This window comes from Dactylococcopsis salina PCC 8305 (genome assembly GCF_000317615.1).
Lineage (GTDB): Bacteria > Cyanobacteriota > Cyanobacteriia > Cyanobacteriales > Rubidibacteraceae > Halothece > Halothece salina.
The window spans coordinates 1,290,535-1,309,197 of sequence record NC_019780.1; the positions used below are offsets into that span (position 1 = coordinate 1,290,535).

The 18,663-nt window shown below is 41.4% G+C and carries 16 protein-coding genes; 10 read left to right on the forward strand and 6 right to left on the reverse strand.

Features of this window, described 5'->3' with window-relative positions; all coding sequences use genetic code 11:
* Positions 1 to 16: 16 nt before the first annotated feature.
* Positions 17 to 1,369: an AAA-like domain-containing protein gene (locus tag DACSA_RS06465; RefSeq protein ID WP_015228975.1), complete on the forward strand. Its 1,353-nt coding sequence runs from the start codon at positions 17 to 19 to the stop codon at positions 1,367 to 1,369.
* Between the two features lie 9 nt (positions 1,370 to 1,378).
* Positions 1,379 to 3,205 (forward strand): AAA-like domain-containing protein, encoded by a 1,827-nt coding sequence (locus DACSA_RS06470; RefSeq protein ID WP_015228976.1) that lies wholly within the window; start codon positions 1,379 to 1,381, stop codon positions 3,203 to 3,205.
* Positions 3,206 to 3,544: 339 nt separating this feature from the next.
* On the opposite strand, the gene DACSA_RS06475 is transcribed toward DACSA_RS06470, so the two are convergent.
* The gene (locus DACSA_RS06475) at positions 3,545 to 3,796 is read right to left on the reverse strand and encodes a hypothetical protein (RefSeq protein WP_015228977.1); all 252 of its coding nucleotides are present in this window, start codon (positions 3,794 to 3,796) and stop codon (positions 3,545 to 3,547) included.
* Between the two features lie 41 nt (positions 3,797 to 3,837).
* Positions 3,838 to 4,521, reverse strand: coding sequence for an iron-sulfur cluster biosynthesis transcriptional regulator SufR (gene sufR, locus DACSA_RS06480; protein ID WP_015228978.1), 684 nt, complete (start codon positions 4,519 to 4,521; stop codon positions 3,838 to 3,840).
* Positions 4,522 to 4,702: 181 nt separating this feature from the next.
* On the opposite strand from sufR, the gene sufB reads away from it, so the two are divergent.
* The 5 genes from sufB (at position 4,703) to DACSA_RS06505 (ending at position 11,172) form a co-directional block, all read left to right on the forward strand.
* Complete coding sequence (sufB, locus tag DACSA_RS06485) at positions 4,703 to 6,139, forward strand: Fe-S cluster assembly protein SufB (protein WP_015228979.1); 1,437 nt, start codon at positions 4,703 to 4,705, stop codon at positions 6,137 to 6,139.
* A gap of 174 nt (positions 6,140 to 6,313) precedes the next feature.
* Positions 6,314 to 7,105 (forward strand): Fe-S cluster assembly ATPase SufC, encoded by a 792-nt coding sequence (gene sufC, locus DACSA_RS06490; RefSeq protein WP_015228980.1) that lies wholly within the window; start codon positions 6,314 to 6,316, stop codon positions 7,103 to 7,105.
* A 2-nt stretch (positions 7,106 to 7,107) separates the two neighbouring features.
* A complete protein-coding gene (sufD, locus tag DACSA_RS06495) occupies positions 7,108 to 8,451 on the forward strand; it encodes a Fe-S cluster assembly protein SufD (RefSeq protein WP_015228981.1) in 1,344 nt (447 codons plus the stop codon).
* A 151-nt stretch (positions 8,452 to 8,602) separates the two neighbouring features.
* Entirely contained in the window at positions 8,603 to 9,865 is a 1,263-nt protein-coding gene (locus DACSA_RS06500) for a SufS family cysteine desulfurase (protein WP_015228982.1), read from the forward strand.
* Between the two features lie 128 nt (positions 9,866 to 9,993).
* On the forward strand, positions 9,994 to 11,172 hold the full coding sequence (locus tag DACSA_RS06505) for a DNA cytosine methyltransferase (protein ID WP_015228983.1): 1,179 nt from the start codon (positions 9,994 to 9,996) through the stop codon (positions 11,170 to 11,172).
* Positions 11,173 to 11,177: 5 nt separating this feature from the next.
* Here DACSA_RS06505 and DACSA_RS06510 read toward each other — a convergent pair whose 3' ends face one another.
* From DACSA_RS06510 to murC, 3 genes are read right to left on the reverse strand one after another with little or no spacing between them, the layout of a single operon-like run.
* Positions 11,178 to 11,525, reverse strand: coding sequence for a YbaB/EbfC family nucleoid-associated protein (locus tag DACSA_RS06510; protein ID WP_015228984.1), 348 nt, complete (start codon positions 11,523 to 11,525; stop codon positions 11,178 to 11,180).
* 26 nt (positions 11,526 to 11,551) lie between these two features.
* Positions 11,552 to 12,457, reverse strand: a complete 906-nt coding sequence (murB, locus tag DACSA_RS06515; RefSeq protein WP_015228985.1) for a UDP-N-acetylmuramate dehydrogenase — start codon at positions 12,455 to 12,457, stop codon at positions 11,552 to 11,554.
* The gene (murC, locus tag DACSA_RS06520) at positions 12,454 to 13,887 is read right to left on the reverse strand and encodes a UDP-N-acetylmuramate--L-alanine ligase (protein WP_015228986.1); all 1,434 of its coding nucleotides are present in this window, start codon (positions 13,885 to 13,887) and stop codon (positions 12,454 to 12,456) included. The genes murB and murC overlap by 4 nt, the downstream gene beginning before the upstream one ends.
* Positions 13,888 to 14,179: 292 nt before the next feature.
* On the opposite strand from murC, the gene DACSA_RS06525 reads away from it, so the two are divergent.
* The 3 genes from DACSA_RS06525 (at position 14,180) to DACSA_RS06535 (ending at position 16,876) form a co-directional block, all read left to right on the forward strand.
* The gene (locus DACSA_RS06525; protein ID WP_015228987.1) at positions 14,180 to 15,196 is read left to right on the forward strand and encodes a type I glyceraldehyde-3-phosphate dehydrogenase; all 1,017 of its coding nucleotides are present in this window, start codon (positions 14,180 to 14,182) and stop codon (positions 15,194 to 15,196) included.
* A gap of 135 nt (positions 15,197 to 15,331) precedes the next feature.
* The gene (locus DACSA_RS06530; RefSeq protein ID WP_051017369.1) at positions 15,332 to 16,288 is read left to right on the forward strand and encodes a site-specific DNA-methyltransferase; all 957 of its coding nucleotides are present in this window, start codon (positions 15,332 to 15,334) and stop codon (positions 16,286 to 16,288) included.
* 6 nt (positions 16,289 to 16,294) lie between these two features.
* Positions 16,295 to 16,876 carry a BglII/BstYI family type II restriction endonuclease gene (locus DACSA_RS06535; protein WP_015228989.1) on the forward strand — a complete coding sequence of 194 codons (582 nt, stop codon included), beginning with the start codon at positions 16,295 to 16,297 and terminating at the stop codon, positions 16,874 to 16,876.
* Positions 16,877 to 16,924: 48 nt separating this feature from the next.
* On the opposite strand, the gene ilvD is transcribed toward DACSA_RS06535, so the two are convergent.
* Positions 16,925 to 18,610 carry a dihydroxy-acid dehydratase gene (gene ilvD / locus DACSA_RS06540; protein ID WP_015228990.1) on the reverse strand — a complete coding sequence of 562 codons (1,686 nt, stop codon included), beginning with the start codon at positions 18,608 to 18,610 and terminating at the stop codon, positions 16,925 to 16,927.
* Positions 18,611 to 18,663 lie beyond the last annotated feature (53 nt).

The window sequence follows — 18,663 nt, forward strand, 5'->3', positions numbered from 1 at the left end:
CTTGGATTAGATTTATATGATAGTTGATGACGCGATCGCCCTGGTTGATGAACTCCTACAACCAGAAGGTTTAAACGACTTACAAGCATCAGTCTTCCGTTACTGTTGGCAGGGGGAAGGATATCAAGAAATTGCAGACGCACTGGGTTATGATTCTGGTTATATTCGCACCGTCGGCTCTAAACTGTGGCAACAACTGAGCGATATCATGGGGAAAAAGGTAACTAAAAGCAATCTCCACAGTGTTTTTAGACAATATAATCAACCTTCAGACCAAGAAAAAGAGATTTCCCCTCAAGAGACGATCGCAACGCCCCCAGAGTTCCCAGGTTTACCCTTAAATGCTAACTCTCTATTTTACGTCGATCGGCATCCGATCGAGCAACGTTGCGCCCAAGAAATTTTACAACCCGGAGCATTAATCCGTATTCAAGCACCGAAACAGATGGGGAAAACCTCCCTCCTCTATCGTTTATTAGAACACGGACGCGCTCACCATTACAAAACCTTACGCCTGAGTTGTCAAGAAGCCACCACCGAGAGTTTTACCGACTTAAATTCCTTTCTACGCTGGTTGTGTCGCAGTGCGGCGCGTAAACTCAAACAAACGCCAAATTTAGAACAATACTGGGATGATGATCTCAGTTTTGCTAAATCTAACTGTACCGAGTATTTTGAGAATTATTTATTAAGCAATATTAACACCCCCATTATTTTAGGATTAGATGACATAGAACGAGTTTTTGCTTACCCTCAAATTGCCCAAGATTTTTTCCCCTTACTACGAGTTTGGCATGAAGAAGCCAACGAAATAGACATTTGGCAAAACTTACGTCTGATCGTTGTTCACTCCACAGAAGTTTATGTTCCCCTTGATATCAATCAGTCTCCATTTAATGTTGGTTTACCGATTTATTTACCCGAATTGAAATTGGAACAAATACAAGAACTTGCTCTTCGATATGGTTTAAATTGCTTAGATGGGAACATGGGAGCGGAGGCGTTACGTCCTTTAATGGAAATGGTGGGAGGACATCCTTATTTGATTCAACTTACTTTATATCATATTTGGGAAAATCAACAGCAAAAACCGCTAGTTAATCTCAATAATATTTTACGTGACGCGCCAACAGATGCTGGAATTTATGGTTCTCATCTGCGTCGTCTTTGGGAAACCTTAAACAGTTCTCCTTATCTTTGTTCAGCAATGAAAAAAGTGGTTAGTAATGATCAATCAGTAACGATTTCACCCTTAGCTGCTTACAAATTACAAAGTATGGGACTGATTAAATTAGCAGGAAACTTAGTAACAACTCGTTATAAATTGTATCAAGATTATTTTCGATCGCGCCTAGAATTAAATCCCTAGAAATACAAGATGGTCACTCAGGAATTTGAGCCTTTTACGTCTCCCTATCAAGTTGGGGGTGGGTTAGGTTTTAATCATCCCACTTATGTAAAAAGACAAGCAGATACAGAACTTTATCAAGGACTAAAACAAGGACAATTCTGTTATGTTTTTAATGCCCGACAAATGGGAAAATCGAGTCTGCGACTACAAGCAATGCACCGACTACAAGAAGAAGGAATTGCTTGTGTTTCCCTTGACTTAACCAACATTGGAACATCTGATGTTACTTCAGAACAATGGTATCGCGGGTTATGTTTTGAGTTAGGGCGAAAGTTGCGGTTAAGTAAACATTTTTCTACTAAAACCTGGTGGGAAGAATCTAATCATCTTTCTCCCGTGCAACGTTTTAGTCGTTTTATTGAAAAGATTTTAAGCACATTTGAAGAGAAATTAGTTGTTATTTGTTTGGATGAAATTGATAGCGTTTTAGGGTTGAATTTTCCCACTGATGATTTTTTTGCTTTAATTCGCTTTTTTTATAATCAACGTTCAGAAAATCCTCTTTTTCAACGCTTAACCTTTGCCTTATTTGGCGTAGCAACTCCTCCCAATTTAATGGCAGATAAACAACGCACTCCTTTTAATATAGGGAAAGCAATTCCTTTACAAGGATTAGGTTTAGAAGAAGCACAACCTCTCGCTTGCGGTTTAAAAAATTATGCGGAACAACCCAATTTAGCTTTAAAAATTATTTTAGGATGGACAGGCGGACAACCGTTTTTAACCCAAAAATTATGTCAATTGATTGTTCTAGATTCCGATTACATCAAAGCGGGAGAAGAAGCGACGAAAATTGAAACTATTGTTCGCACTCATATTATTAATCATTGGGAAGCGAATGACGAACCGGAACACCTTCGCACCATCCGCGATCGTCTGCTGTATAATGAACAAAGAACGGTTCGTCGTCTCAGTCTCTATCAAGAAATTTTAACTTCTCCCGTCTCTACTCTTTTACCTCATCGCTCTTATTTTCCGAAAGAAATTCCCACTGGTATTCCTGCGGATAATAGTGTTGAACAAACGGAATTATTATTATCAGGCTTAACAGTAAAAGAAAATGGCTTTATAACCGTTTGTAATCCCATTTATGAAGAAGTTTTTAACTTAGATTGGATTGAAAAACAACTCCTAGCAATTCGTCCTTATGATAGCAGAATTAAAGCCTGGTTAAAATCGGGTTGTCAAGATGAATCTCCGCTGCTTCAAGGTTCAAGTTTAACGAAAGCCCAAGCATGGGCGGATGGAAAGAGTTTAAGTAATTTAGATTATCAATTTTTAGCAGCGAGTCAACTTTCGGTTAGTGCTAAATCGGCAATATTTCAATCCCATCAGTCAGAAAAATTCTCTTCTCCTTTTTCCAAACAATGGATAAAATGGTTTCCTTCTTTGCTTGTCGGACTCGTTTTTGTGTTAGTTTTAGGCGTTTCTTTGCAAGAGTTTAAGCAAGAAAAAAAAGAAGCAAAAATTTCTGAAATTGAAGCCTACAATTTACTAACAGAGAGTTATTTATCTTCAGAACAATCCTTAGATGCCATGATTGCCGCGTTGAAAGCGGCTGATACTTTACAAAAAATGGAAACTTCTCCTCCTCTTAAAGAACGGAGTAAATTATTATTAGGACGCTCGATCGCGCAATTTTCTAATTCTGAGAAAATTCCTGATGGTAGTCTTGAAGAATTAATCCAAAACAGTTGTAATAAAATTGAATCTTATCTAGAGTCTAATCCTAACCAACGCATTCGTTTAGAAGGAAAGATGTACATTTTAGAAAAAGAAGATATCTGCGATTAACTAGCCCCCTAACCCCCAAGTTTGGGGGAACTAGACAACCATGTAGGTTGGGTGGAGGGAAGCGAAACCCAACACCAATATTCGTTATTCGTTATTTGTTATTTGTTCACTGATTACTGGTCACTGATTACTGGTCACTGAAACGAGGGAAGCGAAACCCAACACCAATATTCGTTATTCGTTATTTGTTATTTGTTCACTGATTACTGGTCACTGATTACTGGTCACTGATCACTGGTCACTGGTCACTGAAACGAGGGAAGCGAAACCCAACACCAATTCTAAGCTATGATTTCGCCCCCTAACCCCCAAGTTTGGGGGAACTAGAAAAAGGGTGAGTTACCACTTCAAAGTTGCTGCTTCAATTCCTTGTTCTCGCCTAATTTTGCCATCATTTTCAAACCAAGCAATAATTTGTTCTGGGGTTAACTCTTCTACTGTTACTCCTTCTTGTTGCGCGATCGTTTTTAATAACCTCAATGAGGAAATCGTTAACCGTGTGAGAAACTTCTCTGGAGAAGAAAGTAACGCTTTATCCACTTCTGCTGATTCTTCTTGGGTTAAAAATTGAATGGAACTGTCTTCTGTCATAATAATTAATCGGTTGTCGTTTGCGATTTGATTACGAATAACTAATTTTCTAATTGTATTAAATAGCCACAGCGATGTTCATCACGATAAAGCCAGTGGGTGCGTTCTACCGTACAATCGGGAAGAATCGCTGAAAACATTTCTAACTCATGTCCACAAACACTAGGATAAGATTCCGCAACACTGGCGATCGCGCAATTATGTTCAAATAATAAAAACTGCTGCTGTATCCCTTGAGAGTCTTTTTCTAAACGATGATATTCCGCCATATAACCTTCCGCTTGGCGTAACTCAACCAGCCTCGCAATGCGTTCCTCTAATGATCCTGTGCCAATTTTCTCTCGGTAATCTGTAGCTTTCCGTTGCCATTGTTTTTGTAAAACCGCTTGTACTTGTTCCTCTCCTGCGGTTTCTGCGAGAGTATGGAGAAAGGAAACAGCAAACTCACCGTAATCATGGGGAAGACGATCGCGCCCTTTTTCACTAAGCTGATAAAGATACTGAGGTCGCCCCATCCCTTGCTGTACCGCTTTATGATAGACTAATCCCTCTGCACCCAATTCCTTGAGATGGCGACGGGTAGCTTGAGGACTGATTTCGAGGACACTCGCTAACTGTTGCGCCGTTGTTTCTCCTTCCTTGAGGATATGTCGCAGAATATCCTGTTTCGTTGAATTTTGGTTCGTGGTGGTAACGGTTCCCGATCCGCCTGTTTTATAGTTCATCGCCTCGATCGACTCCCAATCTCTAATCTAATTTGACAACATCTTAGTTGTTAATGTAACCTAAAAATAGTTAAACAACAAATATGTTTCGTAAGTCGTTCCCCCTCTGATAACTAGAAACGATCCCAAAACAAAGAGTATAAAAACGACATTTAGCTTAACCGAGGAAACAGCAGCACCCATGACCACAACCAAAACCTTAATCAATCAACCCTATAAATACGGCTTCGTCACCGACATTGAAACCGAAACCCTCCCTCGTGGTTTAAACGAAGACATTATCCGCGCCATCTCAGCGAAGAAAAATGAACCTGAGTTCATGTTGGACTTTCGCCTCAAAGCCTATCGTCAGTGGTTGAAAATGACAGAACCGAACTGGGCGCACGTGGGTTATCGTCCCATTGATTTTAACGACATTATCTATTATTCCGCACCAAAAGAGAAGGAAGAGAAAAAACAAAGTTTGGATGAAGTTGATCCAGCATTGTTAGAAACCTTTGAAAAATTAGGGATTCCTCTCTCGGAACAAAAACGCCTCGGTAACGTTGCGGTAGATGCAATTTTTGATAGTGTTTCTGTCGCCACTACCTTTAAAGAGAAACTAGCAGAGGAAGGGGTGATCTTCTGTTCCATTTCTGAAGCCTTACAAGAGTATCCCGAACTGGTGAAGAAATATCTGGGAAGTGTTGTTCCCACTGGCGATAACTTCTTCGCCGCCCTCAATTCGGCGGTATTTAGTGATGGGTCATTTGTGTATGTTCCCAAAGGCGTCCAATGTCCGATGGAACTTTCTACTTATTTTCGGATTAATACCGACGAAGCGGGACAATTTGAACGAACTTTAATTATTGCAGAAGAAGGTGCATCCGTTAGCTATTTAGAAGGCTGTACCGCTCCCATGTATGATTCTAATCAGCTTCACGCTGCGATCGTGGAATTAGTCGCCTTAGACGACGCAGACATCAAGTATTCCACCGTCCAAAATTGGTTTGCTGGGGATGAAAATGGCAAAGGGGGAATTTATAACTTTGTCACCAAACGGGGATTATGCAAAGGGAAAAACTCGAAAATTTCTTGGACACAAGTCGAAACAGGTTCGGCGGTGACATGGAAATATCCCAGTTGCGTTTTAGCTGGAGACAATTCGGTTGGGGAATTTTATTCCATTGCGTTAACCAACAATTACCAACAAGCCGACACTGGCACAAAAATGATCCACATTGGGAAAAACACCAAAAGCACCATTATTTCTAAAGGAATTTCTGCGGGACATTCCCAAAACAGCTATCGCGGTTTAGTAAAAATGGGACCGAAAGCAGACGGCGCAAGAAATTACTCTCAATGTGATTCCATGTTAATTGGAGATCAAGCGGAAGCCAACACCTTTCCTTACATCCAAGTGGATAACAACCGCACCAAAGTTGAACACGAAGCCTCAACGGCAAAAATTGGCGAAGATCAACTTTTCTATTTTGCCCAAAGAGGAATTTCAGAAGAAGATGCGGTGTCAATGATTGTCAGTGGTTTCTGTAAAGAAGTATTTAATCAGCTACCGATGGAATTTGCCGCCGAAGCCGATAAATTACTCGCGTTGAAGTTGGAAAACTCTGTCGGTTAGTGGATAGTGGATAGTGGATAGTGATCAGTGACCAGTGACCAGTGATCAGTGACCAGTGACCAGTGACCAGTGATCAGTGAATTAATAATCGATAAATCTTTCACTGTTACTAATTAAGCTGGTAACTGATTACGGTCTTAACAAATAACAAATAACAAATAACAAACAACAAATATGATTAAAGAAAATAGTGAAGTTATTTTATCCATCAGAAATTTACACGCCAAGGTTGAAGATACCCCCATCTTGAAAGGAACAAATCTGGAAGTGAAAGCTGGAGAAATTCATGCGATTATGGGTCGTAATGGTTCAGGGAAAAGTACCCTTTCTAAGGTTTTAGCGGGTCATCCTGATTATGAAATTACCGCAGGAGAAATTATTTACAAAGGGGAAAATATTGCTGATCTTGAACCCAACGAAAGAGCTTTAAAAGGGATTTTTCTCGCGTTTCAGTATCCGTTAGAGATTCCAGGGGTTAGTAATTTAGATTTTCTACGAGTTGCTTATAACTCCCACTGTAAAGCACAAGGAAAGGAAGAAATTGATGCTTTTGATTTTGAAGATTTAGTCGAAGAAAAGTTGGATATTGTGAAAATGAATCCCAGCTTTTTAGAACGGAGTCTCAATGAGGGCTTTTCTGGAGGCGAGAAAAAGCGTAATGAAATCTTACAAATGGCGCTGCTACAACCAAGTTTGGCAATTTTAGATGAAACGGATTCTGGGTTAGATATTGATGCTTTAAAAATTGTTGCGAATGGGGTAAATCAACTGGCGACTCCTGATAATGCAACGATTATGATTACTCATTATCAGCGTCTTTTGGGTTACGTTGAACCCGATTATATTCATGTGATGGGAGATGGACAAATTATTACCAGTGGTGGTAAAGAATTGGCGCATCAATTAGAAGAACATGGTTATGAATGGTTGTATGAACAATACACGCCACAGGAGGTAAACGCTTAAGCATGAGTATGTCAGTTTCTTCTCAAGATCAACGGGTGGATCAAGATCAGTTTCTTAATTATTTATTGAGTCAGCGTCTGGAAAGTCAGATTGCTGAGGATGATTCGACTTTTAAAGTCTGGTTGCAAAAACGACAGCAAGAAGCGGCGAATTGGGTAGCAGAATCGAAGTTTCCTCATCGCAAGGAGGAAGAGTGGCGCTTTACAGATTTATCGCCCTTGTTAGACTATCAGTTTCAACGCCCAGCATCGATCGCGCCTAATCAAGAATCGATCGAGCCGTTTACCCTCCCCGAATGTTCCCAGACGCGCCTCGTCTTTGTCAATGGTCGTTACGCACCGCAGCTTTCCCAAGTGGATCAACTTCCAGCAGGGGTGACAATGACCAGTTTGGCAGAATTGGACGTGCATCAACAATCACAAGTGACAGACTATCTCACCCAACAGGAAGGGGGAGAGGAGTTATTTACAGCGCTCAATACTGCTGGTTTTGAAGATACCGCCATCGTCTGGGTGGCGGTGAATACAGAAGTAGAAACTCCTTTACATCTTTTATTCCTGTCTGTGGGAGAAGAAACGCCGCAATTCATCCAACCGCGTTTGTTAGTGGTAGCGGAAACCAGTGCTAAAGTCAGTTTTATCGAGCAATATGTGGGATTAACCACTGCCCCCTATTTCTGTAATCCCGTGACAGAAGTTTGGTTAGCACCCAACGCAGAAGTGAATCATGTTCGCTTACAGGAAGAGGCGTTGAATAGTTTCCATATTGGGAAAACCGCCGTGATGCAAGCACAAGATAGCCGTTACACTTGTTCTCCTGTCTCTATGGGCGGACGGTTATCTCGTCACGATTTTGATGTGATTAAAGACGGGACACAAACTGAGACTCGACTGCGAGGGTTAACATTAGGAAACGGGGAACAACTATTAGATACCCACAGCGCGATCGCGTTTCGTCATCCTCATAGCAGTGCCGAACAACTACATAAATGTATTTTAGATAAGGCAGCGAGAGGCGTTTTCAACGGCAAAATGTTTGTTCCTCAAGCTGCCCAACAAACCGACGCTAGCCAATTAAACCGTAATCTTCTGCTTTCAGAAAAAGCCCATGTCGATACCAAACCAGAATTAAATATCACCGCCGATAATGTAAAATGCGCTCATGGTGCGACGGTTAGCCAACTCGAAGCAGATGAGTTATTTTATCTTCGGAGTCGAGGGTTGGATAACAAAGCAGCGTCTAACTTGTTAATTAATGCGTTTGCTGCTGAAATTATTGACGAAATTCCAGTTCTCTCGGTGCGAGAAAAATTATTTAACAGTTTGCAAAACCGATTTATTGGCTAATATGAAATAGAAAAAAGTTTGCTACACATTCCGCCCCCCAACCCCCCCCCAATTCTGGGGGGCTTACGGAAGGCTGTTTGTAGCAACCATTGAAGTCTAGCCTACAAAATTCCCAGTTACAAACAAGAGACAAGCTAAAACCGTAAGAAATATGACGATCGCCACTACTCCCACTTTAGCAACCCAAGTTCGCGCTGATTTTCCCATCTTAAATCAAGACATTAATGGTCAGTCTTTGATTTATTTTGATAATGCTGCCACTTCTCAAAAGCCCTTATCTGTTATTAACGCCTTAGAGGATTATTATCAGCAAGTTAACTCAAATGTTCATCGCGGGGCGCACAGTTTAAGCACAAAAGCCACAGAAAAATTTGAAGGGGCGCGAGATAAGGTAGCCCAATTTATTAATGCCACTTCTCGTAATGAAATTGTTTTTACTCGTAACGCGACAGAAGCGGTTAATTTAGTCGCCTATAGTTGGGCGATTAATCATCTTAAACCTGGGGATGAGATTTTAACCTCTGTCATGGAACATCATAGTAATCTTGTGCCTTGGCAGATGGTAGCTCAAAAAACAGGGGCAATTATTAAGCACGTGGGGTTAACAGCAGAACAAACTTTGGATTTAGAACAGTATAAAAGTTTGTTATCAGAAAAAACCAAATTAGTGGCTTTAGTTCATGTTTCTAATACGTTAGGCTGTATTAATCCAGTTGCAGAAATTACGAAACTGGCTCACGAAAAAGGGGCAAAAGTATTAATTGATGCTTGTCAAAGTGTGCCTCATTTACCTGTAGATGTGCAAGCGATTAATTGCGATTGGTTAGTGGCAAGTGGTCATAAAATGTGCGCTCCCACTGGTATTGGTTTCTTGTATGGAAAAGAAGATTTATTAGAAGCAATGCCACCTTTTTTAGGCGGTGGTGAAATGATTGGGGAAGTGTCTTTAGACAGTTTTACTTATGCGGAATTACCCCATAAATTTGAAGCGGGAACCCCTGCGATCGGAGAAGCCATTGCTTTAGGGGCTGCTGTGGATTATTTAAGCAATATTGGCATGGCAAAAATTCACGCCTACGAGGAAGAATTGACTGCTTATCTTTTCCAACAGTTAGAACCATTTGAAAACTTAAATCTTTACGGACCCAAACCGACTTCAGACGGAAAAGGAAGAGCGGCTTTAGCGACGTTTAATGTGGAGAATTTACACGCGAATGATTTAGCACCGTTGTTAGATTACGAAGGGGTTGCGATTCGATCGGGTCATCATTGTACGCAGCCGTTACATACGGTTTTAGGGGTAGCGGGAAGCGCGAGAGCCAGTCTTTATTTCTATAATACTCGTGAGGAGATCGATCGATTTGTTATTGCTTTGAAAAGCACGATCGAGTTTTTCCAAGAAATGTTGGAGTAGAAACTGATCCTAGCACCTCTCTATATTATTATTGCGTGGTAAACCACCTTTCCCTGCTCCAAAACGCTATGTATTTTAAACAGGTTAAATTTTGTTATGATCAATAAGAAATAACAGAAAATACTACCATGAAAAATAAATTTATAGACTTATTTTCTGGAGCGGGGGGAATGTCCTGTGGATTAGAGATGGCAGGTTTTGAGTGTTTACTGGGAGTGGATTCTGATCCAATAGCAATTCAGACCTTTCAACTGAATCATAAAAATGCAGAGACAATTGTTGGAGACTTAAGAGAAATTTCTGTAGAGACAATCCAACAAGCAATAGGTAAGCAAAAAATTGATTTAGTATGTGGTGGCCCACCATGTCAGGGCTTTTCTACAATTGGTCAGAATAATCATCAAGACCAACGAAACTTTTTATTTTGGGAGTTTTTGCGAATAATTAAAAGCCTTAAACCTGATTATGTAATCATGGAAAATGTGACGGGACTTTTATCTCGGAAAAATGAAGTAACTCTCAACGTTATTCTGGAAAGTTTTACCCAAATTGGCTATAAAGTTGATATTAAAGTGTTATCTGCTCATCATTATGGCGTTCCAGAAAAAAGACGACGAACGATTTTGTTAGCAAACCGTTTTCAAGTTAAAAATCTATATCCTGAAATTTTATTTTCTAATGAGGAAGAAGCGAGAACAGTTGCTTGGGCTTTGGAAAATTTAATTACCGATCAAGGTGACATATTTAATCACGATATTGAGCAAGCTCAAATTACAAACTCCCTCGAAAAAAAACGTTTAAGTTATATCCCAGAAGGGGGGAGTGTTCGATATGAAAAGGATCAGAAAAAATATTTACCTCCTGAATTGTGGTTTGATATAAATTGGGAGCAATTATTAGAAAGACGTTTCCGAGAGGCAAAACTCAGACGACTCGATCGAGCGACAAGTGCAGGAACAATTAACACCAGTCGCACCACTTACTATCATCCTACAGAAAACCGATATCTCACGGCAAGAGAAGTCGCCGCGATTCAATCTTTCCCTGCAAACTTTATTTTTTGTGGAACAGTAACACAACAGTGGCGACAAATTGGTAATGCTGTCCCACCTTTAATGGCGAAGGCAATTGGTCAAGGGATTTTAAACTTAGATCAACAAAAAGAAAACATGGAAACCACGATTGAAATTCCTAAGATAGATGAGATTCGAGCCGAGGCTTTTACTTATCGGAAACCTAAAAATAAAAAGTCAGATTCTCTTCAATTAAAATTGTTAGCAAAAGGGTCAACAGTGGTTGACCCTTAAAAAAATTACATTTCAGGAAGTTGTAACCCACTGGTGAGCGCTTCCATCTTTTCTCGCATAGTTGCGGTGGAATTTTCATAAGCATCTTTGACAGCTTCTGTCACCAACTGCGATAATTCCTCTGCTCCTTTTTCCGCCGCTTCAGGAGAAATCTCCACATTACGAGGTTCTTGATTACCACTCATAATTACTTTTACCAAGCCATCGCTGCTTTGTCCTTCAATATTCATTTCTTCCAACTCTTGTTGGAGTTCTTGCGCTCCTTGTTGTACTTGTTGCGCTTTGGCAAAGGCTTCTTTTAATTCTTTCATTTTGCCTAAACCGAAGCCAAATCCTTGTTGTTTTTCATTCATAATTAATAAACCTTGCTTTTGATGATTTAATTGGAAAACTCACCCAATAGTTTAACTTCCGGTCGCAAGAAAACTGACCACTGTTGCTCAACTTTTTCCTGCACGTGCTGAATTACATTGTAAATGTCTTGAGCAGTGGCTTGTCCTTGATTCAGGATAAAATTGGCATGACGATGGGCAACTTGTGCGCCTCCCACCTGATATCCCTTTAAACCCGTTTGTTCAATGAGCCAACCCGCCGCTTGCTCTTGGGGATTACGGAAAACGCTCCCACAACTGGGTTTATCATAAGGCTGACTATGGCGGCGTTGATTGAGATTAGCACGGGTTTTTGTGGTGATCTTCTCTGGAGAATAACTAGGTTGGAGTTGAAATGTCGCTTCCATTACCCAACGGGGATGATTTTGTAGGTTAGAGGTGCGATACCGAAATGCTAAGGCTTCAGGAGTTAAGGTTTCTAAGTTCCCGTTGTCAGTGGCGACAACCACTTGGGTTAACGTCTCGCTCATACAAGCACCATGCGCCCCCGCATTCATTACCACTGAACCGCCCACTGTGCCTGGGATACCCACCGCCCACTCTAACCCACTCCAGCCTCGTTTAGCTGCTTTCCAAGCGACGGTTGCGAGGGGCATTCCCGCCGAAGCGGTGATGGTTGCAGCTTCTTCGTTAATATCCAAGTTGCGGAAATACCGAGCGCTAATCACGATTCCAGATAAGCCTCGATCGCTAATTAAGAGGTTAGAACCCGCGCCTAAAAAGGTAATCGGTAATTGTTCTTGTTGCGCCCATTGCAGCGTTTCTTGGAGTTGCTCACTGTTTTTGGGGGCGACATACCACTGAGCAGTTCCTCCCACTCGTAAAGAGGTAAAAGGGGCGAGAGAAACTTCAGATTGTAAGAGACAGTTGGTTTCGGGAAGGTAGAGAGTCATGCTGCTTTTTGTTCCGTTAAACGTGCCATGGTTTCGGGAATAATTTGATTGAGATTACCCGCACCTAAGAAAAGGGCGATATCCCCTGGTTGTAGCAGGGTTTCTAACTCTTGGGAGAGGGTAGAGAGGTTTTGGTGATAAATGACTTTTGGGTGATGTTCTGCCATGATTTTCGCTAATTTTGCCCCGTTGATCTCTGTGGGGGCTTCACCTGCGCTATAAATGTCTGTCAAGATGACTAAATCGGCAGCACTAAAGGCGGTGGCAAATTCCTGTAAAAAGGCTTCGGTGCGGCTATAACGGTGGGGTTGGAAGATGGCAACCAGACGTTTCGCTTCTTTGCTTTCAATCTGTAATTTTGCTCCTGTGAGGGTGGCGATTAGTTCGCTGGGATGATGGGCGTAGTCATCTACAAACAAGATGCTATTTTCTTCGCCATACACTTCAAAGCGTCGTTTTGCTCCCGTAAAGCGCCCGATCGATTTCTTAATGGCTTCAAACTCAATTCCAATTTTTCTTGCGGTTGCTATCACTGCTAAGGCATTACTGAGGTTATGACTACCGAGTAATTTTAAGCTGATTTCACCGAGAAGCGTTCCCTGTTCCCAGACAGTGGCGGTTGTTCCTTTACCCTGATAATGGATATTGGTGACGGTGTAGTCTGCTCCTGTTTTAAGATCAAGACTATAGGTAATTTCTGGTTGGAGTGTGCTGCGTACCGTTTCACAATCAATACAACCGATTAAGGTTTTGGTGTTTTGGGCAAAGGTTTGAAAAATATCGACCACATCCGCTAAACTTTGATAGTGGTCAGGGTGATCGAGTTCAATGTTAGTTACGATCCCGATCGAGGGCTGTAATTTGACCAAAGAGCCATCGGATTCATCAGCTTCAGCGACGAGATAACGTCCCTCACCCACCCGAGCATTTCCTCCCCAAGCCGCCACTTCTCCCCCGACAACAACAGTGGGATCGACTCCTGCTTCTAAGAGAACATAACCGAGTAAACTGCTAGTTGTGGTTTTACCATGAGTCCCAGCAACGGCGATGCTTTCATATTCCGCAACGAGGGCGGCTAAAACGTCAGAGCGATGAAACATCGGACAACCGCGATCGATCGCTGCTTGATATTCACTGTTATCAGGATGAATTGCTGTTGAGCAAATCACTTGTGGGGTTTGATTACATTGAGTGATGGGAGAAATAGGGTTTTCTCGAAAATAATCCAAATTTTTTCCTTCTTGAGAGGAAAAGATATATGCTCCCAATTTTTCTAAACGTTCTGTAATCTGACTCGATCGTAAATCAGAGCCAGCCACTGGCACCTGGCGTTTTGCTAAAATGTATGCCAACGCTGACATTCCAATGCCACCAATGCCGATAAAATGAAACGGCTTACCATTTAAATCGATTGAATTGTTGCAACTCATTTAACTTCCTCACGACACCACACCCAAAAGTATATTCCTTGTTTCCTCTCGATCGAGGCTCAGGAGATACAAAAACCGCGTCCCCCTTCAGGATTTTGACTCAGATATAAACAAAAATTAAGTTAATTGTCAAGTTTAGAGGGAGTAATTTCGAGAATTTAACCACTAATTTCTCAAGAATGACAAAAAACCAACGATCGTTATCTTTCGCATAGTACAGACTTTACGGTATGATCAGTGTCGTTAAGAATAAATTAATGTTATCGAGCTTCAGCAAGGGGGCAAATAGATAGTGATTAGAGTAGCCATTAATGGATTTGGACGCATTGGACGGAACTTTTTACGTTGCTGGTTAGAACGGGAAAATACCGGGTTAGAAGTCGTGGGTTTAAATGATACCTCTGACCCCAAAACCAATGCTCATTTATTGAAATATGACTCCATGCTGGGAAATCTGAAAGCAGAGATTACCCATGATGAGGATACGATTACTGTTAACGGAAAAACAATTAAATGTTGCTCCGATCGCAATCCCTTAAACTTACCTTGGGATTCTTGGAATATTGACCTCGTGGTCGAATCCACTGGTGTTTTCACGTCGGAAGAAAAAGCCTCTCAACACATCGCCGCTGGTGCAAAAAAAGTGTTGATCACAGCACCGGGTAAAGGAGGAAATGTTGGCACTTATGTTGTCGGTGTCAATCACGAAGAATATGATCACGATAAACACAATGTGGTTAGTAATGCCAGTTGTACGACAAACTGTTTAGCGCCAGTGGTCAAAGTCCTCCATGAAAACTTCGGCGTTGTCAAGGGAATGATGACCACCACCCACAGTTACACAGGTGATCAACGGATTCTTGATGCTAGTCACCGTGATCTGCGTCGGGCGCGGGCAGCAGCAGTGAATATTGTTCCCACTAGCACTGGCGCGGCGAAAGCAGTGGCGTTAGTGATTCCAGAATTAGAAGGGAAGTTAAGTGGAATTGCGATGCGTGTTCCCACTCCCAATGTTTCAGTTGTGGATTTTGTCGCCCAAGTGGAAAAACCAGCGATCGCGGAACAAGTCAATGAAGTGCTTCATCATGCGGCGGAAAATTCCATGAAAGGCATTATCCAATATACCGAGTTACCCCTAGTTTCTTCCGATTATAAGGGCAATGATTCCTCCTCGATCGTCGATGGTAGCCTGACCATGGTAATGAATGGCGACATGGTAAAAGTGATTGCCTGGTATGACAACGAGTGGGGTTACTCGCAACGAGTTGTTGATCTGGCGGAAGTGGTTGCTCAGAAATGGAAGTCCTAACTCAATAACTGAGAGGACACTAGACAACGCAAAACAAAAGTCGTGGGGGCTTCCTCACGGCTTTTTTTTGTATCCCATCTGGTGAAATTGAAGAAAATTGTTATTATAATGGGAGGTCGTTCTTACAATCAAAAAATGTTTGATCACTCAAATCAAAAAGTTATCAATCATCGCACTTATATCGAACCGTTTGATATTTTAATCAGCAACACAGATATTGCTAAATTTATCAAAACTGTTCCCGATGAGAGTATAGATTTAATTGTTACTTCTCCCCCTTATAATATCGGAAAAGTGTATGAGAATCGCCGAAAAATTGACGAATACTTAGAGTTTTATCAAGCGATTATTCAGGAATGTTATCGCATCCTCAAACCAAGTGGAAGTATTTGTTGGCAAGTAGGAAATTATGTAGAAAAAGGAGAAATATATCCTTTAGATATCTTTTTTTATTCTCGTTTTAAAGACTTAGGCTTAAAACTCAGAAATCGAATTATTTGGCATTTTGGGCATGGCTTACACAGCAAAAAACGCTTTTCTGGCAGATATGAAACTGTTTTATGGTTTACGAAATCAGACCATTATACCTTTAATCTAGATGCGGTGAGAGTCCCCTCAAAATATCCAGGTAAAAAACATTATAAAGGAAGTAAAAGAGGACTTCCCTCTGGTAATCCTTTAGGAAAAAATCCCTCTGATTTTTGGGAGTTTATCGCCTCTGAATTTGATCAAGCTCTGTGGGATATTCCTAATGTTAAATCAAATCATCCTGAAAAAACAGAACATCCTTGTCAGTATCCGATCGAGTTGGTAGAGAGATTAGTTTTAGCTTTAACTGAAGAAGGAGAAGTAGTTTTTGATCCGTTTATGGGTGTTGGTTCATCGTTACTAGCGGGTTTAATTCATCAGCGAAAAGTTATCGGAGTTGATTTAGAAAAAAGATATGTAGAACTAGCAGAAGAAAGGATTTATAATCTTTTAAGTGGTAACTTGAAAAAACGAGATTTAGGAAAATCAGTTTACCAACCAAAAGGAACAGAAAAAGTCTGTATGAAACCAGACGAATGGAAACAAAACCAACTTTGGGATTAATTGTAAATGATAGTAGCAGGTGAGTATTCTTTTAATGGTGGTAAAGAAAAACTAGAAAGTGATTTTAGTGAACATCTAAGGGAAATTAAAGAAGTAATAAAACAGTGTGATTCATCCTTATGTAAAAAGAAAAAAAGTAAAGAAAAAACAAAGCAAGGTCAAATCCTTTATAGTCCTAAATGCTTAAATGACCAATTTGCTCGATGTTTTCAAGAAAAAAGCTGGGGGAGCTATCGTATTCCCTGTAGCTATTCCAGTAGTTACTATACATCAAACTATCAACCCCAAAATAGCATGGATCATAAAAATGCTTACAGAGAAATGGATTTTATCAAAGGTAAAGTTGGCGTAGAAGTCCAATTTGGTAAGTATTCTTTTATGGTTTATAATGTTTGCGCCAAAATGACTATTTTTAGTAAAAAAGCTGGCATTAAAGCTGGCGTTGAAATTGTTCCCATCAAAGATTTAGCCGTTCAAATGTCCACAGGTGTTAGCTATTTTGAACAAATTGTTTGGGATTTAGAGCAGAGAGGAGTTTCTAACATTGACATTCCTGTGTTAATTATCGGTATCATGGTTGCTGAGTGATAATTAAAAGGCTGGGTTGAGATGAAAAAACCCAACCCAAAAATCCAATTAAACGAGATTCAAATCGGTGACAGCGCCCAAACTGCTAGAAGAAACGATTTTGGCATATTTCGCTAAAACGCCACGAGGATAACGAGGAGAAGGAGGTTGCCAGTTTTTCCGACGTTGCGCCAATTCCTCATCGCTAACATGGAGATGCAACGATCGAGCGTAGGAATCAATCGTGATCGTATCTCCCTCTTCTACCAGTGCGATATTACCTCCCACCGCTGCTTCTGGGGCGACATGACCGACAACCATGCCATAAGTTCCACCAGAGAAACGACCATCAGTAATTAACCCCACAGAATCTCCTAATCCAGCCCCAATAATCGCCGAAGTGGGGGCTAACATTTCCCGCATCCCTGGACCCCCTTTCGGCCCTTCATAGCGCACAATTACAATGTCTCCTTCTTGAATTTTGCCAGCGAGAATCGCGTCTAAACAGTCTTCTTCTGATTCAAACACTCGCGCTGCCCCCGTGATTTTCGGAGTTTTCACGCCGCTAATTTTCGCCACTGCTCCTTCTGTGGCAAGATTTCCCTTTAAAATGGCAAGGTGTCCTTGAGGATACAAAGGATTTTCCCATTGACGGATCACTTCTTGATCCGTTGCGGGTTGACTGGGGACATCTTCTAAAATTTCAGCAATGGTTTCTCCTGTAATGGTTAGGGCCTCACCATGTAATAAATCATGCTCTAAAAGCATTTTCATTACTAAGGGAATCCCGCCTACATTATGTAGATTCGTGATCACAAAACGACCTGACGGTTTAAGATCACAAATAACAGGGACGCGATCGCGAATGGTGGCAAAATCATCTAAGGTTAAATCCACTCCGATTGTATTGGCGATCGCCAGTAAATGTAAAACGGCATTGGTTGATCCTCCCACCGCCATAATCACCGAAATGGCATTTTCAAACGCCTTACGGGTGAGAATTTGGCTGGGTAGAATCTGTTTCCGAATTGCCTCCACGAGAGCAAACGCAGACTTTGCCGCGCTATCGGCTTTTTCTGCGTCTTCTGCTGCCATTGTGGAAGAATAAGGGAGACTCATTCCCATGACTTCAAACGCCGAGGACATCGTATTCGCCGTGAACATTCCACCACAAGAACCCGCCCCAGGACAAGCGCGACGTTCAATTTCAGTGAGATGTGCTTCATCAATTTTACCAGCACTATGTTGTCCCACCGCTTCAAAGGCGCTGACAATGGTTAAATCTTCTCCCTGATAATGTCCAGGTTTGATTGTTCCCCCATAAACGAAAATTGAAGGGATATTGAGACGAGCCATCGCGATCATCGCCCCAGGCATATTCTTGTCACAACCGCCGATCGCTAAAACCCCATCTAGGCTTTGACCATTACACACCGTTTCGATCGAGTCTGCAATCACATCACGGGAAACCAGAGAATATTTCATCCCTTCTGTTCCCATGGAAATCCCGTCAGAAATCGTAATCGTGCCAAACATTTGAGGCATTGCGCCCGCTTGTTTGAAAGCCGCTTCAGCGCGAAGTGCTAAATCATTAATTCCCACATTACAAGGGGTGATGGTGCTAAACCCATTCGCTAATCCCACAATTGGTTTTGTAAAATCTTCATCTCCAAACCCAACTGCTCGTAGCATCGCACGGTTTGGCGTTCTCTGTGTCCCTTGGGTAATCGCTTTACTTCGTAAATTTTCCGACATTCTTTGTTCTCCAACGTTCTTTTCTATTTTGCCGTTAATCTTTCCGATATGGG